This is a genomic window from Sutcliffiella rhizosphaerae, assembly GCF_917563925.1.
In the GTDB taxonomy this organism is placed as follows: Bacteria; Bacillota; Bacilli; order Bacillales; family Bacillaceae_I; genus Sutcliffiella_A; species Sutcliffiella_A rhizosphaerae.
Window position 1 is genome coordinate 35632 of record NZ_CAKJTJ010000002.1, and the last position, 19515, is coordinate 55146.

A 19515-nucleotide genomic window follows, 5' to 3' on the forward strand; every position below is an offset into this window, starting at 1 on the left:
TCTTCATAAAGGGACAAGGTCAACCAGTAGGAAGAATAGTCCCTGAAACGGAAATCAACGGTCTTTGTAATCTACTAGGTACAAAAAAAAACTGTAGACAACCTCGAAGTATCTCGAGAATATCTACAGTTTGAATTGTTATGGAAATTATAGGATGATGGTTCATTCATCATCATCAGGTATATCTATAATAATCATATCTGTTCCGATCTTCTTAATATGATTCCAAGGCACACGAATCTCATTTCCTTCTTTTTTGAAACCGAACCATTTCAACGAGGGAATAATCAACGATCGGATCTCCCCGGTATTTTCGTTTATTTCCAAATCCGTATGACCCAGTACACCTAGCCTTTCAGCTCTTTTTACATCAACTATTTCCTTACCGCTCATCTCACTTAGTCTCATGCTTATTCACCCCCTACCTATATATATTAGGAGGGATACATAAAAAATACCTGCCAATCCAACATGACAGGTACAATGTTTATATTGATTTTGGCATTTCGCCACTTGGACTAATGAGTGCTACAGAATAATCGTCTGTAAATATACTTTCAGCCAGACTATTAACTGACTCCTCAGTAATGCTATTAATTCTTTCTAAGATATCATCTAAACTGCGATGTCTACCTAAAAGGAGTTCATTTTTTCCGTTTCGGCTCATCCTGCTATTAGTACTTTCCAGACTGAGCATTAGGCTGCCTTTTATTTGTTCCTTACTATTTACGAGTTCTTTATGAGAAATTCCATCTCTTGTTAATGTTTCTAATGTTTGCTGGATTGTCTCAAATAGTAGATCTAATTGATTGCTGCCTGTTCCACCATAAATAGTAAGCATACCATTATCCTGGAAAGTGGAATGGTAGGAGTAAACAGAATAGGCAAGTCCTCTTTCTTCCCTTACATCTTGGAATAGCCTACTACTCATACTTCCACCTAAAACATTATTAAGTACGATTAAATTGTAAATGTCCTTGTCTCCTATTGGTAAACCATTATAACCTATGCAAAGATGAGCCTGTTCTGTCGTCTTTTTCTTGGCAATACGACCCGTTTCAAATACAGGCTTCACATATTCCTTTTTCGTATGTCCAGTTTCATAGTTACCAAATAGCTTTTCAATCTCTTTTACAAAAGAATCGTCGATATTTCCTGCAACTGAAATGACTACGTTATCAGGTGTATATGTTTCTTTCATATAATCTCTTAGTGTATCTCCATTAAAATCAGAAAGGCTGTCTTCTGTCCCAAGTATCGGATACCCAAGTGGATGATTTCCAAAAGAAGCCCTGGCTAATACATCATGAACAATGTCATCTGGTGCATCTTCATACATTTTTATTTCTTCATACACGACATTTTTTTCTTTCTTAAGTTCTTCTTCATCAAACACCGAATGAAAAAACATATCAGCCAATACTCCAAGGGCATATGAAGAATGTTCATCCATTACTTTTGCATAATAGCACGTATATTCTTTAGAAGTAAAAGCATTAACCTGACCACCGATGGAATCAAAAGCTTCCGCTATCTCTCGAGCATTCTTTGTTTTAGTCCCTTTAAAAAACATATGTTCAAGAAAATGGGATACCCCATTATTTTTATGGTCTTCATTTCTTGAGCCTGTGCCAATCCACACCCCAATTGCCACTGAGCGAACATGGGGAATATTCTCTAATACAATCCTAACTCCGTTTGAACATGTATGTTTTGTCAGCAATGATAATCCTCCTATTCAAATCTGTTCATTCTAGTTGAGATGAATGACTCTTTCCTCACTTAACAAGGAAGAAACACTTCCGAGTTCAAGACCTTTTTCTTTTATGGATGTGATAAGTGATTCTAAACTTTTTTCAGTAGAAGGTGTTGGATGCATTAAAACCATGGCTCCTGGATGTATTTTACTTACAACACGATTGATAAGTACATCAGGTTCTGGCCGCTGCCAATCAATGGTATCTACGCTCCACATAATTGTTCCCATATGAAGTTCATGTGCAATAGAAACCACTTCATCTCTATAGCTTCCGCTTGGAGGAGCAAACCAAACTACTTTGTTTCCTGAAATTGCCTCAATCACTTCATTTGTTTTTAGCAATTGATCTCTAACTGCATTACTCCCAAGTGTTTTCATATTCGGATGAGTATAGGAATGGTTTCCAACTTCATGGCCGGCATCAATAATCATTTTTGCCATGGAGGGGTTTTCTTTCACCCATCTTCCTTCAAGAAAAAAAGTTGCCTTCACATTATGTTTTTTCAACGTTTCTAGCATCCCAGGAATATGCTCATTCCCCCACGCAACATTAATTAGAAATGCAGCCATCTCTTTTTCAGGATGTCCACGATAAATAGGTGAAGGTGGCAGGTCAGAAAGATGGACATTTGGAGGAATTTGCTCCAAGATAAGCTTTTTCTCATCAAACTCACCGTTTTCTTTCATGCTTTCATAGGATTTCTCTATATTTACCCTAAGACCGTTCAGTCCCGGCTGTGCTTTCCAAATTTTATCTATTTTTGCATCTTGTGGTTCCGCCTCATATTCAGGTGCTTTAGTCCTAATCTCTGTCATGAGTGCATCTTGATTTTTTGATACTATTTCTAGGTCATCAGCAAAGATACTAGCTATATCACCTGGAAAAGGGGGACTCACCGTTTTATATGTAAAAAATGCAATCATAATAAATGCCAATAGTTGAAATGTTGTTCTTTTCATTCTACCCATCTCCTTTCTACTTAGAATTTATGTAGAAAAGGGACAAGGTAGAACAAATAAAACCTTTCAAAATTCTTTCACCATGTGAAAAAAGCATACTGGAAAAAGCCCGGCATTAAAACCAGGCTTCGTTATTAAGACAGTTGTTCGTTTTTCTCTTTTTTCTCTTTCAGAAGAACTTTACGTGAAAGGTTTACTCTGCCTTGCTTGTCAATTTCCATTACTTTCACAAGTACTTCTTCTCCAAGCTTAACAACGTCTTCCACTTGCTTCACTCTCTCTTCTGCAAGTTCTGAGATGTGTACTAGGCCATCTTTCCCACTGAACAGTTCAACAAATGCTCCGAACTTTTCAATTCGTTTTACTTTACCAAGATAGATTTCTCCGACTTGCACTTCACGTACAATATCTTCAATGATCTTTTTGGCTTTTTCGTTCATTTCCATATCTATTGATGAGATAAATACTGTACCATCTTGCTCGATATCAATTTTCACGCCGGTCTCTTCAATGATTTTATTGATTTGTTTCCCGCTCGGTCCAATAACATCACGGATTTTGTCAGGATTGATAGAAAGCATTAAGATTTTAGGTGCATATGGTGAAAGCTCTTTACGTGACTCATTTAGAGTAGCCAACATTGAATCTAGAATATGCATTCTGCCTACCTTTGCTTGTTGAAGAGCTTCTTCTAAAATCTCACGGGAAAGCCCATCAATTTTAATATCCATCTGAAGTGCTGTTACACCTTTTGATGTTCCGGCAACTTTGAAGTCCATATCCCCTAAATGATCCTCCATACCTTGGATATCAGAAAGTACTGTATAATGCTCCCCTTTCTTGATAAGCCCCATTGCAATACCAGCTACTGGCGCTTTAATTGGGACACCCGCATCCATCATGGCAAGAGTACTTGCGCAAATACTTGCTTGGGAAGTAGAACCATTTGATTCTAAAACCTCTGAAACAAGCCTTACTGTGTAAGGAAAATCTTTCTCAGAAGGAATGACAGGTTCTAGTGCACGCTCACCTAGCGCTCCATGACCAATCTCTCTTCGACCAGGACCTCTCATTGGACCTGTTTCCCCTACGCTAAACAATGGGAAGTTATAGTGATGCATGAAGCGTTTTTCTTCTTCAATCCCTAAACCATCTAGAATTTGTACATCACCTAACGCTCCAAGTGTACAAATACTCAATGCTTGCGTTTGACCTCGAGTAAATAGACCTGAACCATGAGTTCGAGACAGTAAACCGACTTCTGAAGCTAAAGGACGAATTTCATCACTTTTACGACCATCTGGGCGGACTTTATCTTCTGTGATTAGCCTTCTAACTTCCTCTTTTACAAGCATACCAAGAATTTCGTTTACTTGTTTTAATGTTTCGTCTTCTGTTTCCTGCTCAACGTATCGTGAAACTACTTCCTCTTTTACTTCTTTTATTGCTGCTTCACGCGCATGCTTTTCGTGTACTTGTACAGCTTTTGTCATCTTTTCTTCTGCTAATGCACGTACTTCATGCTCAAGGTTTTTATCTACTTCATAAAGTTGTATTTCAAGTTTTTCTTTTCCAACAGCTTGTACAATCTCTTCTTGGAAAGCGATTAAACGTTTGATTTCTTCATGTCCAAACATGATTGCTTCCAACATGATTTCTTCCGGAACTTCATCTGCACCTGCTTCTACCATGTTTATTGCATCTTTAGTTCCTGCAACTACAAGATTGATATCACTTTTTTCTAATTGATCTACATTGGGATTAATGATGAATTCATCATTAATTCTTCCCACAGTTACTCCAGCAATTGGACCCTCAAAAGGAATATCCGAAACGGACAATGCTAAAGAAGAGCCAAACATCGCTGCCATTTCTGAAGAACAGTTTTGATCCACGCTCATCACAATGCTGATAACCTGAACTTCATTACGGAAACCATCTGCGAACAATGGGCGAATTGGACGGTCAATTAGTCTACTTGCCAAAACTGCTTTCTCACTAGGACGCCCTTCCCTTTTAATAAATCCACCTGGAATTTTTCCTACAGCATATAATCTCTCTTCATAATTAACTGTTAATGGAAAGAAATCCAATTTTTTTGGTTCCTTTGAAGCCGTCGCTGTGCTTAGAACTGCTGTGTCTCCATAACGTACCATTACAGCACCGTTTGCTTGTTTCGCTAATTGTCCGATTTCTACCGATAGTTCTCTTCCTGCCCAATCGATAGAAAAGACTTGTTTATCTTGTCCCATGAGTTTTATAAACCCCTCTCTAGCTTTCATATGTAAAAAATTACTTTGCTAATCTTGGCTATTGATAATGTTTGGTTACCCGGCACTCCTAGTGTCTTTTTCCTTTTTATCACTAATCAAATGCTTGCACAAGTTTCAATTATTAATTATATTAATAAATTAAGTAAGGTATCGCTATTATGTATAGTATGAACGAAACAACTATTACATATCAATAGATTTCCATCATCTATAGGAAAAAACTGCTCTATATTAGCAATTTTGCATATCATTTTCTTAAACACTAATAAAAAAGCGGGAATTCTCCCGCTTTCTTCTGAAAAACTTATCGACGTAGACCTAATTTGTTAATTAGTTCACGGTAACGAGTAACGTCTTTGTTACGAAGGTAAGTAAGTAAGTTACGACGCTTACCAACCATCTTCAATAGACCACGACGAGAGTGGTGATCTTTCTTGTGAGTACGTAAATGCTCGTTTAGGTTGTTGATTTGTTCTGTTAGGACAGCGATCTGTACTTCTGGAGATCCAGTGTCAGATTCGTGAGTTCTGAACTCATTGATTAGTTCTTGTTTACGTTCTTGTGTAATAGCCATCCTATTCACCTCCATTTCGTTTAAAAACCCCAATTACCGAGCAAGCGTTGGTGATTCGACTTGCCAAGCAATGGTTTTCGTACGTTTTTTAGCATACAACTTTTCAGGTTAAAAAGCAAGTATCACATGTGTTTTTTTGAAAATAGTCCTCTGCTGTCTCTTTATCTTTCGTAATTTGCTCGACTAAGGCTTCAATTCCGGAGAATTTCTTTTCATCTCTTATATTTTGATGCCATTCAATAGTAACTTCTTCCTCATAGATAACATCTTGAAAATGAAAGAGATGTACTTCAATGGAGGGAACGACATCCTTCTTATTTTCATGGAAGGTCGGTTTATATCCAATATTGCAGACACCATTATGCCACCTTCCCAATACGTACATGCGAACTGCATAAACTCCTGTTTTAGGAATCACATAATCTTCTGTAAGTGTAATATTGGCGGTAGGAAATCCGATAGTTCGACCTCTTTTTTCTCCATGCCCTACTCTTCCCCTAATTTGATAAAAGCGTCCTAAAGTAGATGGGAGATCGTTAACATTGCCTTCTTGTAACTGTTGTCTGATATATGTAGAGCTGACCTTTAAATCATTCGTTGTATATTTCTCGATGACCGTCTGATCAAACTGGTTTCGGGAATGAAACGGTAATGTTTCCATGGTTCCTTTCCCCAAACTACCATATGAATAATCGAAGCCTGCAACAACGTGCATTATATTCAAAGCGATTATATACTGATCTACAAAATCTTGTGGTACAAGGGAAGCAAAGGAAAGATCAAATTTGACAACATATAAAGTGTCTACACCCATTTGCTCTAAAAGTCGAATTTTTTCCGTTAGCGGAGTAATATAACGTACATGTTGTACCGTCCTTCTTAAAACAACAGAAGGGTGAGGGTCCAATGTCATTACTGCACACTCCAGATTCAATTCGTTTGCCTTTTCACGAGCTCCTAAGATAACCTTTTGATGCCCTAGATGGATTCCATCAAAAAATCCAAGTGCAACACAAGAAGGTGGACAATTATGATTCTTCAATGAGTGAGGGTGCTCTAAGTAAACAACTTTCATTTTTATCACCTAAGTCTATTTGATCATACAAAAGTATGCTTTTAGCCATTTTTTATCGGCTCTTTTATAAATGTTTGTTGTCGTCTTTAACGAGTGTCGATAAAGAAACATTGATAACTAGCCGTTTATAAATGAATTACTTTTTTGGGCTTCATTAACCCTTGTTTTGTCGGGTGCTTCATATAGATAGCTAAACAATGGTTATTATGAAAAACACTAAAGAATTCGAATTCATTATTTTCATCAAAATGTTGAGGGAGTGGCAAAACTGCTCCATTCTTTACTTTCTCTGCTACTTTATCATTTATTTCAAGCTTAGGCAATGAAGTTAATGCGTTTTCCATTGGCAACAGAACCTCATGTACACGATTTTCCTCTGTTAGTTGCGTTAAGTCTTCAAGAGAAACTGCCTTGTCTATTGTAAAATCGCCTGAAGAGATTCGGCTCAGACGAGACATATGGGCAGGGTAACCTAACATTTCTCCAATTTGTACCGCAAGCGTCCTTACATATGTACCTTTACTGCAATTTACTTGAAAGGAGAACGTTATTTGATTGTCATTTTTATATTCTACTTCACTAGTTAGGAAGATATCATGGATAAAGACTTTACGCGATGGTCTGTCAATCACTTTTCCTTCACGCGCATATTCATATAGCTTTTTCCCGTTTATCTTGACCGCAGAATACATGGGTGGAGTTTGTTCCAGCTCTCCTTTTAATCTCTGTAAAACTGAAAGAATCTGTTCTTTTGGAATAGGTTGATCGATCACCTTCTGTTCCACTACTTCACCTGTTTGATCTTCTGTGGTCGTAGAAAATCCTATTGTTACTTCAGCTATGTAAGTTTTTTCTTCTGCCGTCAAAAACTCCACTACTTTTGTTGCTCTCCCAATACAAATCGGAAGCACTCCTGTTACTTCTGGATCTAGTGTTCCCGTGTGGCCCACTTTTTTTGTTTTTAATATCTTTCTTACTTTATATACGCAATCATGAGAGGTTAACCCTCTTGGTTTATTCAAAATGAGAATACCATCCATTTATGAACTGCCCCCTAACTCTTTATATCGAGAAAAAGGATAGACAATAACTGCCTATCCTTTTTTTGTTTATTACTCTTCGTGATCAGAGTCTTTTCTATTTAGTTCATGTATCAGACTTTCAATTCTGTTTCCGTAGTCAATAGATTCATCAAACTCGAAAATAAGCTCTGGTGTTTTTCTCAATCGGATACGACGGCCAATTTCACTTCGGATAAACCCTTTTGCTTTTGCCAAGCCAATGAGTGTATCTTGTCGTTTTTCATCGTCTCCAAGCACAGAAATAAACACTTTTGCTTGTTGAAGATCACCGGTAACCTGCACATCTGTTACGGTTACAAATCCTACGCGTGGATCCTTAATTTTACGACCAATAATATCTGAAAGCTCTTTTTTCATTTGCTCTCCAACACGATTTGATCTTAGTGTCATATTTTTTCACCTCTTTAAAGCCAATCAAGCGAAGTTTCTGCCCGTTCAATTTCTGGAAAAGAATCCAGGAATTCAAGCACTCTTTGCAATTCTTTCTCAGTGATGGATTTCGAGGAAGATACGGAAACGATCCCTATCTTCGTTCGCTGCCAAACATTCTGATGATCAATCTCTGAAATGGAAATATTAAACCGCTGCTTCATACGCGTCATAACACGCTGCAACACAGCTCTTTTCTCTTTTAAAGACTGGGCATCATAGATATGACAGTCACACTCTACATATCCAATCATTTTCTTTCAATTTCTTGCATAACATATGCTTCGATGATGTCGCCTTCTTTAATATCATTAAAGTTTTTAATTGTAACACCACATTCATAGTTTGTAGCAACTTCTTTAACATCATCTTTAAAGCGTTTTAGTGTGTCTAATTCGCCTTCAAAAATAACAATGCCATCACGGATTAAACGGATACTAGAATCACGTGTGATTTTACCTTCCGTTACATATGCGCCCGCAATTGTCCCTACTTTTGATACTTTGAATGTTTGACGAACCTCTACTTGACCGATTACTTTTTCTTCGTATTCAGGGTCAAGCATTCCTTTCATAGCTGCTTCAATCTCTTCAATCGCTTTATAGATAATACGATGAAGTCGAATGTCAACATTCTCAGCATCCGCGGTACGTTTTGCTCCAGCATCAGGACGAACATTGAAGCCAATGACAACTGCATTGGAAGCAGAAGCTAAGATGATGTCAGATTCTGTAATAGCACCTACACCTGTGTGAATAATTTTCACTTTAGCTCCTTCTACATCAATTTTTTGAAGAGAAGCTGCCATCGCTTCAACAGAACCTTGTACGTCTGCTTTGACAATAAGATTGATTTCTTTGATATCGCCTTGTTTGATTTGTTCAAATAAATCATCAAGAGTTACACGAGATTTTTCACTACGTTGTTCTTGCAACTGCTTTTGGGCACGTGCTTCCCCAACATTGCGTGCGGTTTTCTCATCAGCAAAAACAAGGAAGTTGTCACCTGCTTGAGGAACTTCATTAAGTCCTGTAATTTCTACAGGAGTTGATGGACCTGCCTCTTTTACTCTGCGTCCTAAATCGTTCACCATGGCACGTACACGTCCGTAAGTGTTACCAACAACAATTGGATCACCAACACGAAGAGTACCTTTCTGAACTAGGAGTGTCGCTACAGAACCTCTACCTTTATCAAGCTGGGCTTCGATTACAGTACCAGTTGCTGCACGATTTTTGTTCGCTTTGTATTCTTCCACTTCTGCTACTAGGAGGATCATTTCAAGCAATGTATCAATTCCTTCTCCACTTAATGCAGATAGTGGTACAAATATAGTATCCCCACCCCATGCTTCAGAAACTAATCCATGCTCTGTTAATTCTTGCATAACCCGGTCAGGGTTAGCAGCCTCTTTATCCATTTTGTTTACTGCTACAATGATTGGAACCTCTGCCGCTTTAGCGTGATTAATTGCTTCTACAGTCTGAGGCATTACTCCGTCATCTGCAGCAACAACTAGAATCGTAATATCTGTTACTTGTGCTCCACGGGAGCGCATTGTTGTAAATGCAGCATGTCCTGGAGTATCAAGGAATGTTATTTTTTTACCTTGATCCACTTCTACTTGGTAAGCACCAATATGTTGCGTAATTCCCCCTGCTTCTCCCGCAGTCACTTTTGTGTTACGAATGGAGTCAAGCAATGTGGTTTTACCGTGGTCTACATGTCCCATGATTGTTACTACAGGCGGACGTTCTTCTAGCACTTCTGTAGAATCTTCAGAATCATATCCTTCGAAGTCTGTAATTTCAAATACAATTTCCTCTTCCACTTCTACGTTATACTCACCTGCAATCAATTCGATGGAGTCTTTGTCAAGGTCTTGGTTAATTGTAGCCATTACTCCAAGCATCAACAATTTTTTAATAATTTCAGATGGTTCTTTGTTTAGTTTATTCGCCAATTCACCAACTGTAAGAGATCCTGTAAAAGTAATTTTAGATGGAGTCTCTTTCTTTTTTACTGGTTGCTGTGGTGCTTGGTGTTGTTGCCCACGGTTTTGTTTGTTATTTGACTTTTTCTTCCCCTTGGAGAAGTTGTTGTTTTGTTGATTTCCGCCTGGGTTACCCTTTTTAGCGAAAGGTTTATTTTTACCTTTCCCTTGAGCTGGGCTATTGCCTTGAGTCGGTTTATTCTTTGGTGCCGATGTGCTATTTTGTGCTACAGGTTGTTTTGGTGTTTCTTTTTTACCTGAACCATTTAGTTTGTTGATTGTGTCTTCATCTAATGTTGCCATATGATTTGATACCTCAATATTCATTTCTTTTAGTTTTGTAATGACATCTTTACTTGATACGTTCTTTTGTTTAGCGTATTCGTACACGCGTAATTTAGTCATACATTCACCCCCAAAGATTAATCGAGCATCGATAGAAGCTTATTTGCAAATCCTTCATCTACTATGGCGACGGATACTCTTGCATCTTTGCCAAGTGCCCGACCTAGTTCATACCGATTTTCTACCGTTCTTATCGGTATATTATAATACGAACATTTATCATGTAATTTTTTCCTCGTATTTGCGGAGGCATCCTCTGCAATCAATACGAGTTTGGCTTTTCCAGCCCTGACTTCTTTAAGGACCAGATCTTCACCTGTAATTGTTTTTCTCGCTCTCGTTGCAAGCCCAACTAATGATAGCCATTGATTATTCATGATGTTATTCTTGCTCCATTTCTACCAGTTGAAGTAATTCATCATACAATGAATCATCAATCGCAACTTCTAGATGTCGGGATAATATATCTTTCTTTCTAGCAAGTAGGATGCTATCTTTATTTCTTGCTAGATAAGCTCCTCTGCCAGATTTTTTCCCTGTTAAGTCAATGGTAACTTCGCCTTCTTTTGAACGAACAATTCGAATCAGCTCTTTTTTAGGCTTCATTTCCTGACTCGCCACACATTTTCGCATCGGGATTTTTTTGCGGTTGTTCACCTGGCTTCACCCTCTTTTACCAATCATTCTTTCGAGTAGTCTTCATCATAGAAATCTTCCATGTCATCTGCATTGTTTTTAGCTAATGAAAGACTTGGATAGATTCCTAATTCTTCTGCTTCTGATTCACTCTTGATGTCGATTTTCCATCCAGTTAGCTTGGCGGCAAGTCGTGCATTCTGACCCCTCTTACCTATTGCAAGAGATAGTTGATAATCAGGTACGATAACAGTTGTAGCTTTATCTTCCTCATTCACTTGCACTTCCAACACTTTAGATGGGCTAAGGGCATTTGCTACAAATTCTACAGGGTCTTTAGACCAACGGACAATGTCAATCTTTTCCCCTTTCAATTCGTTTACAATTGCTTGAACCCTTTGACCCTTCGGCCCGACACATGCTCCCACTGGATCAACTTCTGGATTGTCACAATGGACTGAAATTTTTGAGCGGTCTCCAGCTTCTCGTGCTACAGACTTAATTTCCACTGTTCCATCATAGATTTCAGGAACTTCAAGTTCAAATAATCGTTTAAGAAGTCCCGGGTGTGAACGAGACACAAAAATCTGTGGCCCCTTCGTTGTTTTTTCTACTTTTGTAAGGAATACTTTTATTCTATCATGAGGCTTGTAATGTTCATTAGGCATTTGCTCATTAATAGGGAGTAATGCCTCAATTTTGCCTAGACTTACATAGATGAATTTAGAGTCAAGACGTTGAACAATACCAGTCATAATATCTTCTTCGCGTTCAATATACTCGGAGTAGATTACTCCTCGCTCTGCTTCCCTTACCCGTTGAGTTACCACTTGTTTTGCGGTTTGTGCAGCTATACGACCGAAATCTTTTGGAGTGACTTCAATCTCTACCACATCATTCTCTTGATAGTTTGGGTTAATTTGGCGTGCTTCTCCGACAGAGATTTCTAAACGGGAATCAAATACTTCCTCTACCACATCTTTTCTTGCAAATACGCGCATTGTACCTGTTTCAAGGTTCATGTCCACTCGTACATTTTGTGCTTGATTAAAGTTTCGTTTGTAAGCAGATATAAGTGCAGCCTCTATCGCTTCAATAATTATATCTTTGCTAATGCCTTTTTCCTTTTCCATCAGGGTTAAAGCATCAAATAACTCGCTGCTCATACAACCATGTCCCCCTTAATAATTTCCATTACTTCATTTTTTGTTTCCGTTTTAGCTTTACGGATTATCCATATAAAAAAATTAAAATTTTACTGCCAATCTTGCCTTGGCAACTTTTTGGTAAGGTATCGAGAATTCTTTTTTACGCGTTTTGATCGTTACCTGGATTTTAACCGTTTCACCATCAAATTCCAGTAAGTTACCTTCAAACGATTTTAATCCATCAATTGGTTCATAGGTTTTTATGTTTACGTATTTCCCAATTGCCTTTTCCACGTCTTCTTTCTTTTTTAAAGGACGCTCGGCACCGGGAGAGGAAACTTCAAGAAAATAATTATGAGGAATCGGATCGATTTCATCAAGCTTTTCGCTTAATTTCTCACTCACGTTTCCACACTCTTCAATATCTATGCCGCCTTCTTTATCCACGTAAACACGGAGGAACCAAGAGGAACCCTCTTTTACATACTCAATATCCACAAGTTCTACATTCAATTGTTCTACGATTGGAAGTGCTAATTCTTCCACCGTTTCTGTTACTGTTTTGCTCATCATTTTCCTCCTTCGCAAAAGCGAGACGATGTGTTTAAAATCTGAACAAAAGACCCTGCTATAAAAAGCAGGGCATCATAAACAAGCAAGCTTATGTACAAGTGATGCGCATTCCAACCAGATCGGTTAAGAATAATGGGGACACAATACGAAAGAGTGGGTTTCCCCACTCTTAGTTAATTACCTGTATATAGCATTCCCAATGTTAATATATCATATCCCGAGTCTATATGCAAATGTTTCTAGGATAAGTCACTTTTTCAATTAGAACAGTGATAACTGATTTTGATCAGGAAGACCAGACAAACAACCATGATTATCTAAATATTCTAGAATGGTTTTTGAAATTCTACCTCTTTGCTGAAGGTCTTCTTTTGAAAGAAATTCTCCTTCTTTCCTAGCATTCACAATATTAATAGCTGCGTTCGTTCCAAGGCCAGGTATAGAATTGAACGGAGGAATCAGTGTCTCGCCCTCAATAAAAAAATCAGTTGCACTTGATTTATACAAATCTACTTTTTGGAAAGAGAAACCACGTTCAGTCATCTCTAATGAAAGCTCCAAAACAGTGAGAAGTGATTTTTCTTTCGGTGCTGCATCAAGACCCTTAGCATTGATTTCTTCAACTTTTTGTCTGATTGCAGCTGAACCTTTCACCATATTATCAATATCGAAGTCATCTGCTCGAACAGTAAAATATGCCGCATAATACATAAGCGGAAAATGAACCTTGAAGTAGGCAATACGCACAGCCATTAATACATAAGCGGCAGCATGCGCCTTAGGGAACATGTATTTTATTTTCAGACAGGAATCAACGTACCATCCTGGTACATCATTCTTGATCATTTCTTCCTTAAATTCTTCCGTCAGACCTTTTCCTTTTCGGACAGATTCCATGATCTTGAAGGCCATGGATGGTTCAAGACCTTTATAGATAAGATATACCATTATGTCATCACGACATCCAATAACTTCACTTAACGTACACGTATTGTTGTGAATAAGTTCTTGTGCATTCCCTAACCAAACATCCGTACCATGAGAAAGTCCAGAGATTTGTACAAGCTCTGAAAAAGTAGATGGCTTTGTATCTTCTAACATCTGACGTACAAATCGTGTTCCAAATTCCGGAATCCCTAACGTACCCGTTTTACACATAATCTGTTCTTCTGTTACACCTAGAGATTCAGTACCACTAAATATTTTCATGACATAAGGGTCGTCTGTAGGTATGGTTTTAGGATCGATTCCACTAAGATCTTGAAGCATTCTAATAACGGTAGGGTCATCGTGTCCAAGTATATCCAATTTTAATAAATTATCATGGATAGAATGGAAATCAAAATGGGTCGTCTTCCATTCTGAATTTTGATCATCTGCTGGATATTGTATCGGTGAAAAATCAAAGATATCCATATAGTCCGGAACAACAATAATTCCACCAGGATGCTGACCGGTTGTACGCTTTACACCTGTACAACCTGAAGAAAGTCGATCAATTTCCGCTCCACGTAAAATTAGATTACGGTCATTTGCATATCCTTTTACATATCCATAAGCAGTTTTATCTGCAACTGTACCGATTGTTCCTGCCCGAAAAACATAATCCTCACCGAAAAGAACTTTCGTATAGTTGTGAGCTTTTGGCTGATACTCTCCTGAGAAGTTAAGGTCTATATCTGGCACCTTATCCCCTTTAAATCCTAGGAATGTTTCAAATGGAATATCATGGCCATCTTTTGTATAAGCCTCTCCACAGTTTGGACAGTCTTTATTTGGAAGGTCAAACCCTGATCCAACAGATCCATCATCAAAAAATTCCGATTGCTTACAAGATGGGCATACATAGTGTGGTGGCAATGGATTAACCTCGGTAATTTCTGTCATAGTTGCAACAAAAGAAGAACCGACAGATCCACGAGAGCCTACTAGATAACCGTCATCAAGAGATTTTTTTACAAGTTTGTGAGAAATTAAATAAATGACGGCAAACCCATGTCCAATAATACTTTTTAATTCTTTTTCAATCCTTTTTTCTACAATCTCAGGTAATTCATCGCCATAAATGCGACGTGCCATCGAATAGCTCATATCCCTGATTTCATCATCTGCACCTTCTATTTTTGGGGTATAGAGGTCATCTTTTATTGGCTTAATATCATCAATCATTCCGGCAATTTTCTGTGTATTCTTCACAACTATTTCTTTTGCTTTCTCTTCACCAAGGAAAGAGAATGCTGCCAACATGTCATCCGTTGTTTTGAAGTGAACGTCAGGCAATTTGTGTCGATTAAGAGGATTTGCCCCAGATTGAGAACGCACAAGAATTTCACGATGGATTTTATCCTGTTCTTTTAGATAATGTACATTTCCAGTTGCAACAACTGGTTTTTCCATTTTCTCTCCAAGTTTTACGATGTTGGTGATGATTTCTTTTAATGCTTTGTCATCCCTAACTAATTCCAGTTCAATGAGATGGGCGTAATTGCTTGGAGGTTGTACTTCAATATAATCATAGAATTCAGCAATACTTTCCACCTCATCAGGTGCCTTTTGCATCATCCCTTCAAAAACCTCACCCTTATCACATGCTGTTCCGACAATTAGACCTTCACGATGTTTTTGAAGCTGAGATCTTGGAATTCTAGGCACTCGGAAGAAATAATTCATATGTGAGATGGAAACAATCTTGAATAAGTTTTTCAAACCAGTTTCATTAACTGCCATTAAGGTAACATGTGATGGTCTTGCTCGTTTGTATGCATCGGTTTTTCCGGAATGCTCATTAAATTCATCATGATAGATAATGCCTTTTGCATGAGAGTCTTTCAACATTTTTACTAATAAATAGCCTGTTGCCTCTGCATCATAAATGGCACGGTGATGCTGAGTCAATTCAATATCAAACTTCTTACAAAGGGTATTAAGACGGTGGTTTTTCAAATCTGGAAAAAGCAATCTTCCAAGTTCCAACGTATCTATTACTGGATTCTTTGCTTTCCCTATGCCTATCCTTTGGAACCCGATATTCAGAAATCCCATATCAAAACTTGCGTTATGGGCAACCAAAATATCATCCTGCATCCATTTTGCAAAATCTTTCAGAACATCTTCCACTTCTGGCGCATCTTTTACCATGTCATCGGTAATACCTGTGAGATTGATAGTAGTAGCTGAAAGACGATGGTGTGGATTTGCAAAAGACTCAAATCGGTCAATGATTTCTCCACCTTTTATTTTTACAGCAGCAAGTTCAATGATGGTATCATACATAGCTGATAAACCAGTTGTTTCTACGTCAAACACAACATAGGTGTCTTCGGCAAGTTCTCGATGTGCAGGATTATAAGCAATCGGGACTCCATCATCTACTAAGTTTGCCTCTAGTCCATACAATATTTTTATTCCATTTTTTTTACCCGCTGCATATGCTTCTGGATAACCTTGTGCCACAGCATGGTCTGTAATAGCTATCGCCTCATGTCCCCATTTTTTCGCCTGACTTACAAGGGACGAAATAGAACTTACAGCATCCATCGTACTCATAGGAGAATGCAAGTGAAGTTCAACCCTTTTCTCTCCTACAGGTGCAGTATCAATTATTTCTTTTCCCTTAAATTCATTAATGTCATTTGCCATCATGACTAAGTCTCTGACAAAAGTATCATTTTGCACGCTTCCTCTTACTTTCAGCCACATTCCTTTTTTAATAGCTTGTAAAAGAGGAACATCTTCCTTATCTCGAGAAAACATTTTTACCATTATTGAATTTGTATAGTCCGTAATTTTGAACGTAAGCAAAGTCCTTCCACTTCTAAGTTCCTTTGTTTCCGCATCAAAAACGTATCCTTGAACAGCTACTCGTCGTTCTTCTTCCACAATTTCAGCGAGTGTTTTGATTTCCATATCATCTTTGATTGAATACCCAATCATTACTGGGCCGCTTACTGTATTGTCCTCTTTTGCGGAATCTTTCTTCTGCATTTCAGTGACAGCTGCAAGAGCTTTCTGTTTATCTTCAAGCTGTTTTTGCTCAACAAAATGTTGATACTCCTCGTCAGATTGGGAGAGACTTATTTCCAATTGAAATGCAGGAAATCCGAATCCTTCATAAGTTGTACAAATCGTGGAGGTAAGTTTCTTTTTTACTGCGATCGCTTCAGCATCGTTTCTTGCAGTTAAGACCAGTTTGTTCCCTTGTATACTAGGGGTCTGGCCTTGAAGCAGCATGATTAATGGTGGTGAGCATCCATCAAGCTCTTTTAAGCATAATGGCCAATATTCTTTAATAGAAGTTTCGTCAAAGGAACGATTTTGTACAGATAGATTAAAGGAAACATTAGCAATATGTGAGAAAGCTGAGTTTAGTTTTTCATAAAATAATTGATAGACATGGGAAGGCAGAATTTTATGCAGAATAAAGTGAAAATGCCATCTTTTTGTTACTTTTTCAACAGTTAACTTATCAATGGCTCCTTCTGCAAAGTAAGGAAACAACTCGTCACTTGTCATATCAATCTGCTGAAGAAGAAGGCGAAATCTATCTTTTTTCTCTTGTGAGATTTGATCTAGCTCTAGCAATGGTAGGTCTCCTTTCCCCTAATTTATATGTAATGAAGACTCAATAATAGGTTTCGACAAGATGGAAGGTACCTCAAAACCGAGGTACCTTCCAATTACTTTCTTTTCTATTGTACTATTTTTTTTGCAGAGTTTGAATTAATTCTTCTACAGAGATTTCTTCCAACTCTCCGCTATCTCGCCATTTCACTTCTACAATTCCCTCATCAGCTCTCTTGCCTACTGTTACTCTAACTGGCAATCCGATTAGGTCTGCGTCTGCAAACTTTACTCCTGGTCTCTCTTGACGGTCATCAAATAAAACATCCAATCTAGCATTTTTGAGGTTGTTGTATATTTTTTCTGCAAGTGCTGCTTGGGCATCATTTTTAATATTGACTGGAATCACATGCACATCATAAGGAGTTATCGCATTTGGCCACACAATACCATTCTCATCATGATACTGTTCAACGACAGCTGCTAATACTCTAGAGACCCCAATTCCATAACAGCCCATAATCATCGGCTTTGCTCTTCCATTCTCATCAAGGAATGTCGCACCCATCGCCTCGCTATACCGAGTTCCAAGCTTAAAGATATGTCCTACTTCTATTCCCTTAGCAAATTTAATAATACCTTTTCCATCTGGAGAAAGATCTCCTTCTTCAATAAAGCGAAGATCTGCGTATTGTGCAACTTCAAAATCTCGGGAAGGACTTACGTTTTGATAATGATGTCCTTCTTCATTAGCTCCGCATACCGCATTTACCATAAATTCTACCGCACTATCAGCAACTACTTCCACCTTATCATATAGTGCTATTGGCCCGATAGAACCAATACTACAGCCTATCACTTTCTGCACTTCCTCAGGTGTTGCAATTTCTACTACAGATGCCTGATAGAGATTTTTAATTTTTATATCATTAATTTCATGATCGCCTCTTATAAGAACTAAAATATACTTTTCATCCACTTTAAAAACAATAGATTTAATTATGTCGGTCTTTTCTTTGTTCAGAAAATCCGCTACCTCACCTATTGTTTTTTGATTTGGAGTCTCTACTTTTTCCAACTCTAGAGCTTTCTCGGCTTTTTTCTCATAAGCTACAAGACACGGTGCCATTTCAACATTTGCCGCATAAGTTGATTCAGTCGAATAAGCGATTGTATCTTCTCCAATTTCGGATAGGACCATAAATTCGTGTGTATCTTTTCCACCCATTGCACCTGAGTCTGCAATAACTGCACGAAAATTCAGGCCAAGACGTGTGAATATATTGGAATATGCAGTAAACATTTTGTTATATGTTTCATCAAGGCTTTCTTGGTTAGCATGGAAGGAATACGCATCTTTCATTAAGAACTCTCTTCCTCTTAATAATCCAAAACGTGGACGCAACTCATCACGGAACTTCGTTTGAATCTGATATAAAGACAAAGGGAGCTTCTTGTAGGATTTGACTTCATCCCTTACAAGTGTCGTAATAACCTCTTCGTGTGTGGCACCTAATGCAAATTCTCTGTCATGACGATCTTTCAGTCGCATTAATTCAGGTCCATAAGAATACCATCTTCCGGATTCTTTCCAGAGCTCAGCTGCTTGCATAGCTGGCATAAGCAATTCGACAGCCCCTGCATTATCCATTTCCTCTCTAACAATTTCCTCCACTTTCTTAAGCACTTTCTTTCCAAGAGGAAGAAAACTATAGATTCCACTTGTATTTTGACGGATATATCCTGCTCTTAACAGAAGTTGGTGGCTTTTCACTTCTGTATCTGAAGGAGTTTCTCTTAATGTTGGAATTAGTGTCATGCTTTGTTTCATTTCATACACCTCTTAATAAATATGTAATAATATCTTGTAGCTTTCTAATAAAAAGAATGCCATAAATGAAGAGAACTTGCACCACATAAACGGTGCAAGTCAGACTGTTGACAAACACAATTTTTCAAGATTTGCATAGAACGGTATATCTTCGTTGTAGACGCTTTTCTTTCCGCGGGTGGTCCGGGGGAACCTCCTCGGGCTGACCCTGTGGGATTTCCCTTGTCCCATACTCCAGCTGGAGTCTTCGCGTCTTCCACTTCGATATAGTAATAGC

General features: G+C 38.1%; 16 protein-coding genes. All 16 read right to left on the minus strand.

Going from position 1 to position 19515, the window contains the following annotated elements; all coding sequences use genetic code 11:
• Positions 1–162 precede the first annotated feature (162 nt).
• Positions 163–408: a YlmC/YmxH family sporulation protein gene (locus LRP81_RS02170; RefSeq protein WP_230499605.1), complete on the minus strand. Its 246-nt coding sequence runs from the start codon at positions 406–408 to the stop codon at positions 163–165.
• A gap of 79 nt (positions 409–487) precedes the next feature.
• On the minus strand, positions 488–1723 hold the full coding sequence (locus LRP81_RS02175; protein ID WP_230499606.1) for a M16 family metallopeptidase: 1236 nt from the start codon (positions 1721–1723) through the stop codon (positions 488–490).
• A 30-nt stretch (positions 1724–1753) separates the two neighbouring features.
• Positions 1754–2719 carry a polysaccharide deacetylase family protein gene (locus LRP81_RS02180; RefSeq protein WP_230499607.1) on the minus strand — a complete coding sequence of 322 codons (966 nt, stop codon included), beginning with the start codon at positions 2717–2719 and terminating at the stop codon, positions 1754–1756.
• 134 nt (positions 2720–2853) lie between these two features.
• Positions 2854–4971: a polyribonucleotide nucleotidyltransferase gene (gene pnp, locus LRP81_RS02185; protein ID WP_230499608.1), complete on the minus strand. Its 2118-nt coding sequence runs from the start codon at positions 4969–4971 to the stop codon at positions 2854–2856.
• A gap of 325 nt (positions 4972–5296) precedes the next feature.
• Positions 5297–5566: a 30S ribosomal protein S15 gene (gene rpsO / locus LRP81_RS02190; protein WP_010193305.1), complete on the minus strand. Its 270-nt coding sequence runs from the start codon at positions 5564–5566 to the stop codon at positions 5297–5299.
• Between the two features lie 103 nt (positions 5567–5669).
• Entirely contained in the window at positions 5670–6641 is a 972-nt protein-coding gene (gene ribF, locus LRP81_RS02195; protein WP_230499609.1) for a bifunctional riboflavin kinase/FAD synthetase, read from the minus strand.
• A 125-nt stretch (positions 6642–6766) separates the two neighbouring features.
• Complete coding sequence (truB, locus tag LRP81_RS02200) at positions 6767–7681, minus strand: tRNA pseudouridine(55) synthase TruB (RefSeq protein WP_230499610.1); 915 nt, start codon at positions 7679–7681, stop codon at positions 6767–6769.
• Positions 7682–7753: 72 nt separating this feature from the next.
• The gene (gene rbfA / locus LRP81_RS02205) at positions 7754–8113 is read right to left on the minus strand and encodes a 30S ribosome-binding factor RbfA (RefSeq protein WP_230499611.1); all 360 of its coding nucleotides are present in this window, start codon (positions 8111–8113) and stop codon (positions 7754–7756) included.
• A 14-nt stretch (positions 8114–8127) separates the two neighbouring features.
• Positions 8128–8406, minus strand: a complete 279-nt coding sequence (locus LRP81_RS02210) for a DUF503 domain-containing protein (RefSeq protein ID WP_230499612.1) — start codon at positions 8404–8406, stop codon at positions 8128–8130.
• Positions 8403–10550 carry a translation initiation factor IF-2 gene (gene infB / locus LRP81_RS02215; RefSeq protein WP_230499613.1) on the minus strand — a complete coding sequence of 716 codons (2148 nt, stop codon included), beginning with the start codon at positions 10548–10550 and terminating at the stop codon, positions 8403–8405. The genes LRP81_RS02210 and infB overlap by 4 nt, the downstream gene beginning before the upstream one ends.
• Positions 10551–10567: 17 nt before the next feature.
• Positions 10568–10867, minus strand: a complete 300-nt coding sequence (locus LRP81_RS02220; RefSeq protein ID WP_230499614.1) for a YlxQ family RNA-binding protein — start codon at positions 10865–10867, stop codon at positions 10568–10570.
• Between the two features lie 4 nt (positions 10868–10871).
• Positions 10872–11147, minus strand: coding sequence for an RNase P modulator RnpM (gene rnpM / locus LRP81_RS02225; RefSeq protein ID WP_230499615.1), 276 nt, complete (start codon positions 11145–11147; stop codon positions 10872–10874).
• 23 nt (positions 11148–11170) lie between these two features.
• A complete protein-coding gene (gene nusA, locus LRP81_RS02230) occupies positions 11171–12292 on the minus strand; it encodes a transcription termination factor NusA (RefSeq protein WP_230499616.1) in 1122 nt (373 codons plus the stop codon).
• Positions 12293–12373: 81 nt separating this feature from the next.
• The gene (gene rimP / locus LRP81_RS02235; protein ID WP_230499617.1) at positions 12374–12844 is read right to left on the minus strand and encodes a ribosome maturation factor RimP; all 471 of its coding nucleotides are present in this window, start codon (positions 12842–12844) and stop codon (positions 12374–12376) included.
• Between the two features lie 264 nt (positions 12845–13108).
• Positions 13109–17410 (minus strand): PolC-type DNA polymerase III, encoded by a 4302-nt coding sequence (locus LRP81_RS02240; protein ID WP_399206967.1) that lies wholly within the window; start codon positions 17408–17410, stop codon positions 13109–13111.
• A gap of 133 nt (positions 17411–17543) precedes the next feature.
• Positions 17544–19238 (minus strand): proline--tRNA ligase, encoded by a 1695-nt coding sequence (locus tag LRP81_RS02245; protein WP_230499618.1) that lies wholly within the window; start codon positions 19236–19238, stop codon positions 17544–17546.
• Positions 19239–19515 lie beyond the last annotated feature (277 nt).